The sequence below is a fragment of the Curvibacter lanceolatus ATCC 14669 genome, assembly GCF_000381265.1.
Taxonomy (GTDB): Bacteria; Pseudomonadota; Gammaproteobacteria; order Burkholderiales; family Burkholderiaceae_C; genus Curvibacter; species Curvibacter lanceolatus.
The window spans coordinates 1-14,348 of sequence record NZ_KB906261.1 but is presented as its reverse complement, the minus strand read 5'-3'; the positions used below and the strand labels follow the sequence as shown (position 1 = coordinate 14,348).

Here is a 14,348-nt window from a genome sequence, read left to right as displayed (position 1 = left end):
AACCTTCCCGGTCGCCTTCCTAGACTGCCCGGCCTTGCTCTTGTGCGCTTGCGCGTCCCGTAGCGAGCGGGCATCGACGAACGGCGCAGGCATCAGTGGTGTCCACCGCCATGATGGGCCCCGTGGTGCATGTGTGCGTACCCCCGTGGGTAGCCGCGCAAACTCCCACCATAGTAGTGCTGTCCTGCATGGTATCCGAGGTAAGAATATCCCAGGTATGAACTGCCGTAATACGCTGGAACTTGGTACCGGCCAGACAGGATGCGAGCCTTGAGGGCCTGATCGCCGTCGCTACGGCCCTGGATATAGCGCAGCACGCCGTCGCTAACACCCGCAGCGCGCTGCTGCGCAAAATCCTCGGCCCCCACCACGAAAGCAGCGCCTCGCTGCTGGATTTGGGCAATGATTGCTGCATCACTCTCTCCGCGCAAGCTCATCGCCACCACCTCGTCAATACGCAGGGGCGGCGGCACTGCCAAGCCGGGTTGAGAGACAGCACAGCCAGTGGTTGCCGCTGCCACAAGCAGCGCCAATGCCAATGAAATCCATCTCATTGCATCTCCTGGTCGATCTGTGGTCAGGTTGGAGCCAGATCTTCGGGGAATGTTCCGACTAGACCTATCCGATTACCGCAAAGCTTGATATGTGCCCCCTGCAACCGCCTGCGAGCGACAACATCAATTGTGGACGTTGCTGGTCGGCATGCTGGCGGTGGCGGTGGTGCCGTGGCGCAGTCGATGTTCGGGCACGGCTGCCGCACAGCGGGAAAGCGTCGACTTCATCGCGCAAACTTGCGCACATGAATGTGAATCATGCGACGGCGGCCTTGCTACTTGCCCGCAAGGCCTTGGACGGCCTTCCAGAAGTTCAGCAGCGCCGGAAGGTTGCGCTGGAAGAGCTCCCAGGCATTCTGGAGGGCGCCGGGCAACGTGCCACCGCCCGCCAACTTGATGACTACCAGGACTGCCGCCACCACCACCGCCAGGCCTGCCAATACCACCAGCAGCGCAACAAGCGCCAGCACGGCTTTGACACCGCGCGGCAGTCGGGCGAGTGGCTCGCCGAAGCCTGTCGCACGGCCGCCATGACCGTAGTCTCCTCGATGATGCCCCATTTGGCTGTCCTCCAAGTTTGCTGTTCGCCCCAGTGTAGCGTGTCGCTCTCGCGAAGAATCTGCCTTTATGAGGACATGAAACCGTCAGAAGGATGAGGCACTTTGAACACAGCCAATGGCGCGAGATCCGCCCGGCCTCCTTCGGCGCCCACCGCCCGCTCGACCCGGATGCTGACCTGGCGGTCACGCACTTCTATCGTGCTGATGCGATTGTCGAACCAGGGCCCGGCGAGTTTGCGCCACCGCAATGCCGGCGGCACGAGACCTGCCGTGCCGAGGAGCGCTCGCCCCAACATGGCGGCCGGTCGCGAGCCAGCGATCATGAGCGCGAGCCTTTCCCACCGCCGGAGCGCATTGCGTACGGGCGACGAAACAACCTGGTAAGTAGGAGGTTGATGGGGGGGCGCGCAGTGAAACAGCACTTCGGCGATTGACCCGTTGTGTATGTCGCCTGCCAGCACCACGATCGACGCTAGCGCGGGCGTGCACTCGCCCGAGCCTGCTCGGCGCAGCAGGTCGGTGAGTCGTCGAATGAATTGCGGAAAGCGGCCCAATGATCGAGTTCGATGGCCTGCCGCGCGCGCTCTCCCAGGGCGGCCATGGCGCGGCCCCAGGCACCATCGCACACCGCTTCGCTCCATGACTCGACGTGATGGAGCGCAGGCGTGAGCAGGTAGGGCGCGGACATGGCGATCAGCAGATGATCGAAGTCCCCGTGAGCTTGCCGCTCGAACCAACGCCAATCCGCCTCCGACAGCATCGAGCGTGCGCCCGGCGTGAGTACACGATTCGCCCGGCAATCCCGGCCGACAAGGCGGGTGCGGCCGAAGTCACGACAGATACTCCAACGCGGCCGATCCCCGTATCCGCGATCCGCTTCGCGAATGCGCGCAAGGCCGCTCCGCCATCGTCTGCGCTCCGAATGGCAGCGAGCAAACGCTTTCTTTTCCTCTCCTGTCGGACTGGCCTCGCGTGCGCTCGGCCTCGTTCTTCGAGCTTGGCCTGTAGCGCTGCTCCCGTTCGGCCCAGGCGGCCCTGGCTTCGGCCTTGCAGGCGTCCCTGGCGTTGTGCTTCATGGCGACAGGGCCCTTCTTGGCCACCTTGGCGGCCGCTTTGCCTTTTCCAAGCGAACCGGGGCAGAAGACGATCTTCCACTCAGTCATGAGCGCCCTCAAAGGGCCATCGCAGGCGTACGTCCGCTCCCCTCCAACTCCCACTCGGCGGACCATTCCTGGCCACGCCGGTTCATGACGGCATAGTTTCGCTCGGCTGCATAGATCTGCATTTGGCCGGGCAAAGGTTTTAAGCGCACCGGCTGGCCATGCAAAGGGTTCTCGCCCAACGCCGCGAGATAGCCGAGAACACGGGCGTAGGACGCTGGCGGCGGTGGATGCGCAATTCCAGACGCCACAAGCTGATGCAGGATCGTTCCGTCGGTGAACCGCATCTCGCCCCGCGTGGCGAGATGTATTTCGCCCGAGAGGACGGTGACCGGGTTTTGGCCCTCGGTGGCGCGACGTTGCAGCGTCTCCAGCATTCGCTGCCACTCCGCACGGTGCGACCGGCTCTGCCATTGATCGAGCATGTCGTCCTCGTATTTCTGGACGCCGGGGAGCACGTCCAGCAATTTCTCGATCCAGCTGAACCGCGGGCCGAGAACCGGCACGCTTGACATGACCAGAATACGGTCGTCGCGATTGGTTTGCGCGAGCGCGCGCTCGAATGCGGTCCAGCCCGCAGGGCCCATCACCCGCGTCGGCCGGCGCTCGGAGCGAAGATCGGGCGCTATCACGGAGAACCGAGGGAAGCGGACGACCTGGGTCAGACTTTGGCGTTGGCTCTCATCCCCTCCGACCGGGGGCATTTCATCGGTTGCGCCGAGCTGGAACAGCATGAACATGCGCCGCGCGACATCAAACAGGCCTCGACCGACCTGGCCATCGAGGAGTTTTTCCGGAAGGCTACCCCAGCCATCGAAGATGTCATGGTCGTCCCACATCATGAGCGACGGCACTCGGGCATTCAAATGGGCGATTTCCGGCTGAGCGTAGAGCGTCAGGTAGCGGTGGAAATAGTGACTCTCCGCCGCCATGCGCATATCTGCGCTGAGCACGTGGTCTGTCTTTTCCTTCCTCGCGTTCGCCGCCCATCGAGCGAGGGCGAAATGCGACTGAAAGACTTCGTCGGCATAGAGCTGATCGCCACCGCGCAGAAGAAGGGCGAACGGCGTACGCGCGTGCTCGGCCGCCAGACGGCGCCACATCGCGTTGCGTTCGTTCGACGGTTGATCCGCCTCGGACTCCTGCCCATTGCAAGAGACGTAGGCGATCCGCACATCTCCTGAAAGGTCTGCAGCCACCGGAAAAATGACATCGCCCAAACGGTAGGCGGCGTTCTCGCGCGAAGGGAGACGGAAGTCGTATCGCCAGACCGTATGGCCGAACTGCGAATACAGCCGCGCCGGCACGGCCTCCTGACCATCGGCGGGAACCAGGAGGGGCGGATCGAGGTTGTCCGGGGTGACGACGATGGCGGAAAGCCGACATTGATTTTCATCGGCGCCCCGCGCTAACAGGGGTCGTCTCAGAAAACGGAAAATAAAGCACGCTAAGGCGGTTGCAGCGGTCGAAGCGACACACACTCCCAGCTGTTCTCATAGCCCGGAAAGAACGCCGCCGCGCATGCGAGGAGGTGAGAGACTGCGGCCTCAACCGGCGCTACCCAAAACAGCTCTCGGTGTCAACTTTATCTCCGACCACCTCCGGCCCGTGCAGCCATAACGATTACCGGGACTGCCACATCCATTGATTGTGTTGCATCATGTGATCCATCATGAATTGCTGCATTGGCATATATTGATCCGTCATGTACTGGCGCTGCTTTTGTTGTTCCGGGGTCAGTTTCGAGTAGTAGCCGCCCATATGCCCCCATCCCATCATGGGCCCGTCCATCATCATTCCGGGGCCCATGGCAGAGCCTCGCATGCAGCAGCCAGCGCCTCCACTCGCCCCCCACATTCCATGCATCAACTGCATGTTGCTCTGCATCGTTGCCCAATGATCTTGTAGAAGTTTCTGCCGCGCCTGTGAATCTTGAGTTTGGCGGATTTTTTCCATTTGCTCCTGCATCAACTTCATATTCTCTTGTGCTTGAGAAAGTTGTTTATCGAACTCTTGCACATTGGGAATACTTGGTTGCACCGGGGAAGGCTTTGTGGTCTGTGCAAAAACGGGTACTGGACCCGCCACAACCAAAGAGGCAACAACAAAAATCATGGACCGAATGGCTTGTTTCATTTCACTTCTCCTTTTGAACGTATTTAACCCTGAAGCTCCTTCTTAGCTCTACGAAGCGGCAATTTAGGCAGTCTCCGTTTCGATATTCTGCACTTGCGAGTGACAGTCGCAACGCGACAAGCCATTCAAAATGCCGCAAGACTCAGTGGGGCGCATACCAGCGCATTTTCCTCGCAACGCGAATAAATGAGTTCGCAGGTTTGTTAAGTCATTAATCCGCTCTTCAATGTTTGCTATATGAGCGTCGAGTAACAAATTGACCTCTGTGCAATCCTGCTTCGGCATTTGACGGAGGGATAACAATGTCCGGATTTCGGCAAGCCTCATGTCGAGCGAACGGCAATGCCGGATGAACTGCAAACGCTCGATGTGCGCATCACCGTACAGCCGGAAGTTGCCTCCGCTACGTGCCGGCTTTGGCAGCAGCCCCTCCTTCTCGTAATAGCGGATGGTTACAACCTCGCAACCAGAGCGCTTGGCGAGGTCGCCAATTCTGATTTCCATGACTTAATCTCCATTTATCGCTTGACTCTATAGTTACTATAGGGCTTTTAATGGAGTCTGAACAGATAATTTGAAGGAGTTACCCATGAGCGAATGCGCTTTAAAGGGGTGCGGCTGCTCGGTCGAACCGATCACCCAACCCACGGCACCGGCCCCGCTGGCAACAGGATCGGCTCAAGCGGTGTACCGCATCGAGAACATGGATTGCCCCACGGAAGAGGCGCTGATCCGAAGCAAGCTGGGCGGGCTTGAGGGTGTGGTGGGTCTTGAATTCAACCTGATGCAGCGTACTTTGGTCGTTCGACACGAACTGCCTTCGCTGTCTCCCGTTGAGCAGGCGCTAACTGCCATTGGCATGCAAGCCGTGCGCATGGATCAGGTGTCGGCCGGGCAAACGACCAAGCTGTCCATTGCCAAAATGGATTGCCCGACCGAAGAGGCGTTGATCCGCAACAAGCTCGGTACCATGGCCGGGGTTGCCGATCTCGATTTCAACCTGATGCAGCGCACGCTGTCGGTACGCCACGCCGATAAGGCTCTGCCAGACGTGCTCGTGGCTCTGCAAACGCTTGGATTCGAGGCGCAGGTGGTGGACACGGCCGAGGCCGCGCCATCCGCTTCCCCTTTGACCACGCCGACCAACTGGTGGCCGCTGGGCATCTCTTTGGTAACTGCATCGGCGGCCGAGGCGGTCTACTGGCTCCACAACGGCAATCATTGGTCGGTCGTCGTTCTGGCGCTCGTCGCGGTCTTCACGGGCGGCCTCTCCACCTACAAGAAGGGCTGGATTGCGCTCAAGAACCGCAACCTCAACATGAACGCCCTGATGTCGATTGCCGTCACGGGTGCCATGTTGATCGGCCACTGGCCCGAAGCGGCCATGGTGATGGTGCTGTTCGCCCTAGCCGAGGTGATCGAGGCCAAATCGTTGGATCGCGCCCGCAACGCCATTCGTGGCCTGCTCGACCTGACCCCGGAACAGGCCACGGTACAACAGGCTGACGGCACATGGCGCGAGGTGGGCGCAAAGCAAATCGCCCTCGGCGGCCGCGTCCGGGTGAAGCCGGGGGAGCGTATCGCCCTTGATGGTGAGGTGCTGGAAGGCCGCTCTACGGTCAACCAAGCCCCGATCACGGGCGAAAGCCTGCCGGTCGAGAAATCCCCCGGTGATCCGGTGTTCGCGGGAACGATCAACGAATCCGGTTCATTCGAGTACCGCGTCACCGCCGTGGCCAGCAACTCCACACTGGCCCGCATAATTCATGCGGTCGAGGCTGCTCAAGGGAGTCGTGCGCCGACCCAGCGTTTTGTCGATCAGTTCGCCCGCTGGTACACCCCCGTTGTATTCGGCGTTGCCATCGCCGTCGCGTTGTTGCCGCCGCTGTTCATGGGTGCGGCATGGCTCGACTGGATCTACCGTGCATTGGTTCTGCTGGTGGTCGCCTGCCCGTGCGCACTCGTGATCTCTACACCGGTCAGCATTGTCAGCGGCTTGGCCGCCGCTGCACGCCACGGCATTCTCATCAAGGGTGGCGTCTATCTGGAAGAAGGCCACAAGCTGCGCTGGCTGGCACTGGACAAGACCGGCACGATCACGCACGGCAAGCCCGCACAGACCGATTTTTCCGCATGGGGCAATGCGCTCGCCTCGGACAGTCGCAGCATCGCTGCCAGTCTGGCGGCCCGCTCGGACCATCCTGTATCCAAAGCGGTGGCACAGGCCGCGCAGACGGACGGGGTTGCCTTGCTCGAAGTGGCCGAATTCAACGCGCTGCCCGGTCGGGGTGTGCAAGGCCAAATCAACGGTGAGGTCTACCATCTTGGCAACCACCGGATGCTCGAAGAGCTGGGGCAGAGCACGCCAGAGCTGGAACAGCGCATCGCGGCGCTGGAAACCGTAGGTAAAACTGTCGTGATGTTGGTCAGCGCAAAGGGGGTTCATGCCCTATTCGCGGTAGCGGACACCATCAAGGACAGTAGCAGGAGAGCTATCGCCGAGTTGCATGCAATGGGTATCAACACCATGATGCTGACCGGCGACAACCCCCACACGGCAAAGGCCATTGCCGCACAAGCCGGGATCGACCGTGCAGAAGGCAATCTGCTCCCAGACGACAAACTGCGCGAAGTTGAGCAATTGGCCCGAAGCGGCAAGGTCGGCATGGTTGGCGATGGCATCAACGATGCCCCGGCCTTGGCACGAGCGGACATCGGCTTTGCCATGGGAGCTGCTGGCACGGACACCGCCATCGAGACCGCCGACGTGGCCCTGATGGACGATGACCTACGCAAGATACCGACGTTCGTGCGCCTGTCGCGTGCGACGGCGCAGGTGCTGATGCAAAACATCGTGCTGGCCCTCGGCATCAAGGCGGTATTCCTGGTGCTTACCTTCACGGGTCACGCGACCATGTGGATGGCTGTGTTTGCTGATATGGGGGCCAGCTTGCTCGTCGTTGGCAATGGCTTGAGGCTGCTGCGCCGATGAGCTGGAAATTCTTTCTCTATGACTGGGGTGGCTTGAACATCGCGTTGTTCCAAGCCATCAACATGAGCACACCTGCAGCGCTGGAACCGCTGGCATCGTTCTTCAACCTTGTGATAGGCAACTACTGGACTGCACCACTGATGCTCTTGGCGATGTGGGGATGGTCAAAGTCGGCACCTGACCCAACGCGGGCCGATGCCATCCGGTACAGACTCAGAGTCTTTAGCGTGGCCTTTGCGTTGGCATTTCTCGTCGCCACCATCTTGAAGCTATGGATCGACTTTCCACGCCCGCCTGCCGTTTTTGGCGACATGGTGCGCGTTATCGGGGGCATCGAACGACACTACAGCCTGCCCAGCGGGCATGCCACCTATGCCGCGCTGGTGGTCGGCGCGCTCTGGCCTTTGATAGGCCGTCGTGGCCGCATCGGCTTGGTGTTGTACGCCGCATTGGTCGGTTGGTCACGCATCGCAGCCGGAATGCACTTTCCTGCCGATGTGCTGGCGGGGTGGGTACTTGGATTGAGTTGCACGGCGCTCGCCGGGTGGCTGATGCCGCTGGCCGTCCCTGTGTGGCAATCGGCTCGCCGCACATCGACTTGGGTCTGGTTCGCAGTGGCCGCCAGTGCTGTCATGACCGATCAGCTCGCAAAGTTCGCCATCACCCGCACGTTTGCCTACGGTGAACAGGTCGAAGTCACGCCCTTCTTCAACTTCGTCCATGTCCTGAATCCCGGCGCGGCATTCAGCTTTCTGGCGAACGCTGGCGGCTGGCAACGTTACTTTTTCATCACGCTGGGTCTGGTCGTTTCTGCTTGGCTGGGTCGCATGCTGTGCCAGCAGCGGCCACGCCTCGAAGCGGTGGGCTACAGCCTGATCCTTGGTGGCGCGCTCGGCAATGTCGCGGATCGTGTGCTGCGTGGATCGGTTGTCGATTTCCTCGACTTCCATTGGCAGCTTGTGCACTGGCCCGCCTTCAACCTCGCTGATGTGGCGATCACATCGGGCGCTGCTTTGCTCATCATGCAGATGTTGACCCAAGGCAAGGCACTGGACACCGGCGTAAATGAGAATTATAATCATTCACAATGATATAATCCGAGAATTTCCATGACTTGCCGAGCAACCTATCGCTGGCTGATGACTTTGCTGTTGGCGACTTGTGCGTTGATTGGCGGGCCAAACTACGCAGCCGAAACCACCGAACTCAAAGCCAAACAGATTTGGCAGCTTCTGGACTACGTCGCCGTCGATTACGGCGGCGCGGTCGCCAACGGTGCCGTGCTGAAAGCGTCGGAGTACGCTGAAATGCAGGAATTTGCCGCTACAGCCGAGCGTCAACTGGGAGAACTGCCTGACCAGACCGATAAGGGCATCCTGTTGCAACAAGCGTCCGCGTTGCGTGCTGCGGTAGCTGCTAAGGCCGATCCGGTCAGCGTGGCGAAACTGGCGCATGCGCTGTCCAGTGCGGTGCAAAAGACGTATCCGTTTCCAGTCGCGCCGACTGCGATGCCGGTCTTGGCGAAGGGAGGACAGTTGTTTCAGGCGCAATGTGCGGCCTGTCACGGTCAGCAAGGGCGCGGTGACGGCCCTCTGGCGGCATCCCTGAACCCCAAGCCGACCGCGCTGGCCGATCACACGCGGGCGCGTGAGCGCAGCTTGTTCGCGCTGCACCAGATTATCAGCAACGGTGTCCAAGGCACCGCCATGCAGGGCTTTGGCGCGTTGTCGGATGAAGATCGTTGGGCACTGGCGTTCTTTGTCGGCACACTGCCCTATGCGCAAAGCGACAAGGACGAAGGGGCCAAGCTCTGGCAAGCCAATGCGCAGGTTCGCCAGACGGTCGCCAGTCTGGATGCGCTGACGCAAACCTCCGAGCATGTCTTGGCGGACAAGCTGGATGTGCCATCCGCCAAAGCCCTTACCGCCTATTTACGCGCCAACCCGAACGCGCTGACCGTCAACAGCCCGAAGGGCACCGCGATTGCCAAGGCCAAACTCAGCGAGAGTGTGACGGCATTGCTGGCTGGCGACCGCGCAGGCGCGACCAAGCTGGCCTTGTCTGCTTATCTCGATGGCTTCGAGCCAGTCGAACCCGCGCTGGCCACCCGCAATCGGCCGCTGTTCGAGAAGATCGAAGCCGCGATGGTGTCTTATCGCGCCTTGGTTGCTAAAGGCGCACCCACTGACGTTCAGACGGCCCAGCAACGTTTGCAGGGACTGCTGGATGAAGCGGACAAAGTGCTTGCCCCCTCCGAAGACGATGCCGTGGCGGCCTACGTCGGTGCGTTAACCATCCTGCTGCGTGAGGGCTTGGAAGCCCTGCTGGTGGTGGTGGCCATGCTGGCATTTCTCAAGAAGGCCGAACGGCAGGACGTGGTGGTATACGTCCATGCTGGTTGGATTGTCGCGCTGGCGGCTGGCGGGATAACATGGGCAGTAGCGACCTACTTGGTCGGCGTCAGCGGGGCAAGCCGGGAGCTAACTGAGGGCTTTTCGTCACTCTTTGCCGCCGTGGTACTGCTCGGCGTCGGCATGTGGATGCACCAGAAGAGCGTTGCCGGTCGCTGGCAGGTCTACCTCAAGGAAAAGTTGTCCTCTGCACTCAATAAGCGCACGGCATGGTTCCTGTTTTCGTTGGCCTTCGTCGCCGTATATCGCGAGGTATTCGAGACAGTGCTGTTCTTTGCCGCGCTCTGGACAGAGGGGAATGGCTGGCCCTTACTGGCAGGCTTGGGCACCGGCATTGTACTGTTGGCCTTACTTGCGATCATACTGCTGCGTACCAGTGCGCGTCTGCCGATTGGTCAGTTTTTCGCTGCCAGCTCGCTACTGGTGGCCGTACTTGCCGTGGTCTTAGCAGGAAAGGGCATCGCGGGGCTTCAAGAAGCCGGATTGCTGCACACTAGTCCAATCGCAATTCCTCGCATCGACCTGCTGGGCATTCATCCATCGTGGCAAACACTCTTGGCTCAACTCGCCGTACTGTTCACGGCGCTAGTCGCCTTCGCTTTCAATTTGCGTTCGAAACGCCAGATAGTGTCGCCTCAAGGTTGACTCAAGGCATGTGTCTGCTTGAGCTATACCCTAACCTGATGTCAGGATAGCCCATCTCGAAACGTCAGAATAGAGTCGATTGTTGTCATTTTCAGAAGACGACTGCACGGAATATCAGAAGTCAGCCGCACGACCTTCTCCGATGCCAATTAGGCAGGCCGCTCACGAATCCAAAATCGCAGGCCAATGTCGGCGTGCGAAACAACTCATGCTATGCGTTGCATCCCGGATGATTGCAATCTGATAAACCTTGCAAGATGCCACATGCCTCTATTCGTCGAGCGCCCGAGCATTTTTCACGCAGCGAGAGCAAGTGCCGCTTCAATTGCAACAGCGCTTCGACGCGATCTTCGGTCTGACGAATATGGGCATCCAGTAGTGTATTGACGTCGCCGCAGTCCTGAGCAGGGTTATCTCGTAGGCCCAGCAGTATCCTGATTTCGCTCAGCGTCATGTCAAGCGAACGGCAATGACGAATGAACTGCAAACGCTCGATGTGCACATCGCTGTACAACCGAAAGTTGCCACCGCTTCGCGCTGGCTTTGGCAGCAGCCCTTCCTTTTCGTAGTAGCGGATGGTCACGACCTCGCACCCAGAGCGCTTGGCTAGATCGCCAATTCTGATTTCCATGCCTCAATCTCCATTTATCACTTGACTCTATAGTAACTATAGAGTTTTTAATGGAGGTTGTACAGAAGATTTGAAGGAGTTATCCATGAGTGAATGCGCTTCAAAGGCGTGTGGCTGCTCGGCTGGGCCGATCATGCAACCCACGACACAAGCCCCGCCGACAACCGGATCGGCTCAAGCGGTGTACCGCATCGAGAACATGGATTGCCCCACGGAAGAGGCGCTGATCCGAGGCAAGCTGGTTGGGCTGGCGGGTGTGGTTGGTCTTGAGTTCAACCTGATGCAGCGTACCTTGACCGTGCAGCACGAATTGCCTTCGCTGTCTCCCGTTGAACAGGCACTGAAGGCCATCGGCATGCAAGCTGTGCGCATGGATGAGGCGTCGGCTGGGCAGACAACCAAGCTGTCCATTGCCAAGATGGATTGTCCGACAGAGGAAGCATTGATCCGCAACAAGCTCGGCACCGTGGCCGGGGTTACCGGTCTCGATTTCAACCTGATGCAGCGCACGTTGTCGGTACGCCATGCTGACGGGGTTCTGCCGGATGTGCTTGTGGCACTACAAGCGCTCGGATTCGAGGCGCAGGTCGAGGACAAGGCCATGGCCGCGTCGCCATCGGCGTCCCCTGTGACAACGCAGACCAACTGGTGGCCACTCGGTATTTCCCTCATCGCCGCATCAGCGGCCGAAGCGGTCTACTGGTTCCACAACGGCAATCATTGGTCGGTCGTCATTCTGGCGCTTGTAGCGGTCTTGACGGGAGGCCTGTCCACCTACAAGAAGGGCTGGATCGCGCTCAAGAACCGTAACCTCAACATGAACGCCCTGATGTCCATTGCTGTCACAGGTGCCATGTTCATCGGCCACTGGCCCGAAGCTGCGATGGTGATGGTGCTCTTCGCGCTGGCCGAGGTGATCGAGGCCAAGTCATTGGATCGCGCCCGCAACGCCATCCGTGGACTGCTCGACCTGACCCCGGAGCAGGCCACGGTGCAACAGCCTGACGGCACCTGGCGAGAGGCAAGCGCCAAGCAAATCGCCATTGGCAGCCGAGTCCGGGTCAGACCGGGTGAGCGCATCGCGCTCGATGGCGAGGTGCTAGACGGACGCTCCACGGTCAACCAAGCCCCGATCACGGGCGAAAGCCTCCCGGTCGAGAAGTCCCCCGGCGATCCGGTGTTTGCGGGCACGATCAACGAATCCGGTTCCTTCGAGTACCGCGTTTCCTCCTTGGCCAGCAACTCCACTTTGGCCCGCATCATTCACGCGGTAGAGGCTGCACAAGGTAGCCGTGCGCCGACCCAGCGTTTTGTCGATCAGTTCGCCCGTTGGTACACGCCTCTCGTGTTCGCCCTAGCCATCGCCGTCGCACTGCTGCCCCCGCTTTTCATGGGCGCGGCATGGATGGACTGGATTTACCGTGCACTGGTTCTGCTGGTGGTTGCCTGCCCATGCGCCTTGGTGATCTCCACGCCGGTCAGCATCGTCAGCGGCTTGGCCGCCGCTGCCCGCCACGGCATTCTCGTTAAGGGCGGTGTCTATCTGGAAGAAGGCCGCAAGCTGCGCTGGCTGGCTCTGGACAAGACCGGCACAATCACGCACGGCAAGCCTGCTCAGACCGATTTTGTCGCATGGGGTCATGCACTCGCCTCGGATAGCCGCAGCATCGCTGCCAGTCTGGCGGCCCGCTCAGACCATCCGGTATCCAAAGCGGTGGCGCAGGCTGCGCAGCGGGATGGGGTTGCCTTGCTCGACGTGGCCGAGTTCAGCGCGCTGCCCGGTCGAGGTGTGCAAGGCCAAATCGACGGGGAGACCTACCATCTGGGCAACCACCGGATGCTGGAAGAGCTGGGGCAGTGCACACCAGAGCTGGAGCAGCGCATCGCAGCGCTGGAAACCGCAGGCAAGACCGTCGTGATGCTGGTGGGCGCAAAAGGGGTACATGGCTTATTCGCCGTTGCGGACACCATCAAGGACAGCAGCAAGAGAGCCATCGCCGAGCTGCATGCTCTGGGCATCAACACCGTGATGTTGACCGGCGATAACCCCCACACGGCACAGGCCATCGCCGCACAAGCCGGCATTGACCGCGCGCAAGGCAACCAACTGCCCGACGACAAACTGCGCGAAGTGGAGCAATTGTCCAGAAACGGCAAGGTTGGCATGGTCGGTGATGGCATCAACGACGCACCGGCCTTGGCGCGTGCGGACATTGGCTTTGCAATGGGAGCGGCGGGCACAGATACCGCTATTGAAACCGCCGACGTGGCCCTGATGGACGATGACCTGCGCAAGATTCCGACCTTCGTGCGCCTGTCGCGTGCGACAGCACAGGTGCTGATGCAAAACATTGTGCTGGCCCTTGGCATCAAGGCGGTATTTTTGGTGCTCACCTTCACGGGTCACGCGACCATGTGGATGGCTGTGTTCGCCGATATGGGTGCCAGCTTGCTTGTTGTCGGCAACGGCTTGAGGTTGTTGCGCCGATGAGCTGGAAACTCTTTCTCTATGACTGGGGTGGCCTGAACATCGCGTTGTTTCAAGCCATCAACACAGGCACGCCCGCCACGCTGAAACCACTGGCATGGTTCTTTGGCCTCGTGGGAAGTTACTGGACAGCGCCGCTGATGCTGTTGGGTCTGTGGTGGTGGTCGAAATCGGCTACAAACCCGGCGCGTGGTACGGCCGTTCGGCATCGCCTTATTGGTTTTAGCGCGGCCTTCTTGCTGGCGTTATTGGTCGCCACCGCCTTGAAGCTATGGTTCGACTTTCCACGCCCGCCTGCCGTCCTTGGCGACCTGGCGCGCGTCATCGGGGACAAAGAGCTTCACTACAGCCTGCCCAGCGGGCATGCCACCTATGCCGCGATGGTGGTCGGCGCGCTCTGGCCTTTGATGGGCCGCCGTGGTCGTCTCAGTTTAATGCTGTACGCCACATTGGTCGGCTGGTCGCGCATCGCGGCCGGAATGCACTTTCCGGCCGATGTGTTGGCGGGGTGGACGCTGGGATGGAGCTGCACGGCACTCGCCGGGTGGTTGCTGCCGTTGGCCGCCCCTGTGTGGCAATCGGCCCGCCGCACATCGGCTTGGGTCTGGTTCACCGTGGCCGCCAGTGCTGTCATGACCGATCAGCTCACGAAGTTCGCCATCATCCGCACGTTTGCCTACGGTGAGCAAGTCGAAATCACCCCGTTTTTCAACCTCGTTCATGTCCTGAATCCGGGTGCGGCATTCAGCTTTTTGGCGAACGCTGGTGGCT

13 protein-coding genes are annotated in these 14,348 nt (G+C 60.3%); 5 read left to right on the top strand and 8 right to left on the bottom strand.

Translation table 11 applies throughout. The features are described 5' to 3' along the window. Nucleotides 1-92: 92 nt before the first annotated feature. The 7 genes from F624_RS0116475 to cadR (F624_RS0116450) all read right to left on the bottom strand — a co-directional run bounded on the left by F624_RS0116475 (nucleotide 93) and on the right by cadR (F624_RS0116450) (nucleotide 4,914). Nucleotides 93-554: a hypothetical protein gene (locus F624_RS0116475; protein ID WP_055400842.1), complete on the bottom strand. Its 462-nt coding sequence runs from the start codon at nucleotides 552-554 to the stop codon at nucleotides 93-95. Nucleotides 555-829: 275 nt separating this feature from the next. After that, nucleotides 830-1,129 carry a hypothetical protein gene (locus tag F624_RS0116470; RefSeq protein WP_157443496.1) on the bottom strand — a complete coding sequence of 100 codons (300 nt, stop codon included), beginning with the start codon at nucleotides 1,127-1,129 and terminating at the stop codon, nucleotides 830-832. A 457-nt stretch (nucleotides 1,130-1,586) separates the two neighbouring features. Beyond that, nucleotides 1,587-1,874: a hypothetical protein gene (locus F624_RS33475; protein WP_051107434.1), complete on the bottom strand. Its 288-nt coding sequence runs from the start codon at nucleotides 1,872-1,874 to the stop codon at nucleotides 1,587-1,589. 70 nt (nucleotides 1,875-1,944) lie between these two features. After that, nucleotides 1,945-2,277, bottom strand: coding sequence for a hypothetical protein (locus F624_RS33470; protein ID WP_019575424.1), 333 nt, complete (start codon nucleotides 2,275-2,277; stop codon nucleotides 1,945-1,947). Between the two features lie 8 nt (nucleotides 2,278-2,285). Beyond that, the gene (locus tag F624_RS0116460) at nucleotides 2,286-3,755 is read right to left on the bottom strand and encodes an alkaline phosphatase D family protein (protein WP_211224161.1); all 1,470 of its coding nucleotides are present in this window, start codon (nucleotides 3,753-3,755) and stop codon (nucleotides 2,286-2,288) included. 142 nt (nucleotides 3,756-3,897) lie between these two features. Continuing rightward, nucleotides 3,898-4,410, bottom strand: coding sequence for a hypothetical protein (locus F624_RS0116455; protein WP_031255282.1), 513 nt, complete (start codon nucleotides 4,408-4,410; stop codon nucleotides 3,898-3,900). A gap of 63 nt (nucleotides 4,411-4,473) precedes the next feature. Further along, entirely contained in the window at nucleotides 4,474-4,914 is a 441-nt protein-coding gene (gene cadR / locus F624_RS0116450; protein ID WP_031255281.1) for a Cd(II)/Pb(II)-responsive transcriptional regulator, read from the bottom strand. Between the two features lie 85 nt (nucleotides 4,915-4,999). Here cadR (F624_RS0116450) and F624_RS0116445 point away from each other — a divergent pair, with 85 nt between their 5' ends. From F624_RS0116445 to F624_RS0116435, 3 genes are read left to right on the top strand one after another with little or no spacing between them, the layout of a single operon-like run. Continuing rightward, nucleotides 5,000-7,402 (top strand): heavy metal translocating P-type ATPase, encoded by a 2,403-nt coding sequence (locus F624_RS0116445; RefSeq protein ID WP_019575419.1) that lies wholly within the window; start codon nucleotides 5,000-5,002, stop codon nucleotides 7,400-7,402. Then, nucleotides 7,399-8,493 carry a signal peptidase II gene (lspA, locus tag F624_RS0116440; protein ID WP_019575418.1) on the top strand — a complete coding sequence of 365 codons (1,095 nt, stop codon included), beginning with the start codon at nucleotides 7,399-7,401 and terminating at the stop codon, nucleotides 8,491-8,493. The genes F624_RS0116445 and lspA overlap by 4 nt, the downstream gene beginning before the upstream one ends. Nucleotides 8,494-8,541: 48 nt before the next feature. Further along, the gene (locus F624_RS0116435; protein ID WP_019575417.1) at nucleotides 8,542-10,458 is read left to right on the top strand and encodes a cytochrome c/FTR1 family iron permease; all 1,917 of its coding nucleotides are present in this window, start codon (nucleotides 8,542-8,544) and stop codon (nucleotides 10,456-10,458) included. Nucleotides 10,459-10,669: 211 nt separating this feature from the next. Here the strand turns inward: F624_RS0116435 and cadR (F624_RS34130) are convergent, their stop codons facing one another. Then, on the bottom strand, nucleotides 10,670-11,089 hold the full coding sequence (gene cadR / locus F624_RS34130; protein ID WP_005303894.1) for a Cd(II)/Pb(II)-responsive transcriptional regulator: 420 nt from the start codon (nucleotides 11,087-11,089) through the stop codon (nucleotides 10,670-10,672). Between the two features lie 85 nt (nucleotides 11,090-11,174). On the opposite strand from cadR (F624_RS34130), the gene F624_RS0116425 reads away from it, so the two are divergent. Together F624_RS0116425 and F624_RS0116420 are read left to right on the top strand one after the other, a co-directional pair. Beyond that, nucleotides 11,175-13,580: a heavy metal translocating P-type ATPase gene (locus F624_RS0116425; RefSeq protein WP_005303896.1), complete on the top strand. Its 2,406-nt coding sequence runs from the start codon at nucleotides 11,175-11,177 to the stop codon at nucleotides 13,578-13,580. Next, on the top strand, nucleotides 13,577-14,348 hold a 772-nt coding region (locus F624_RS0116420; RefSeq protein ID WP_019575415.1), incomplete at its 3' end, for a phosphatase PAP2 family protein. The genes F624_RS0116425 and F624_RS0116420, both read left to right, overlap by 4 nt.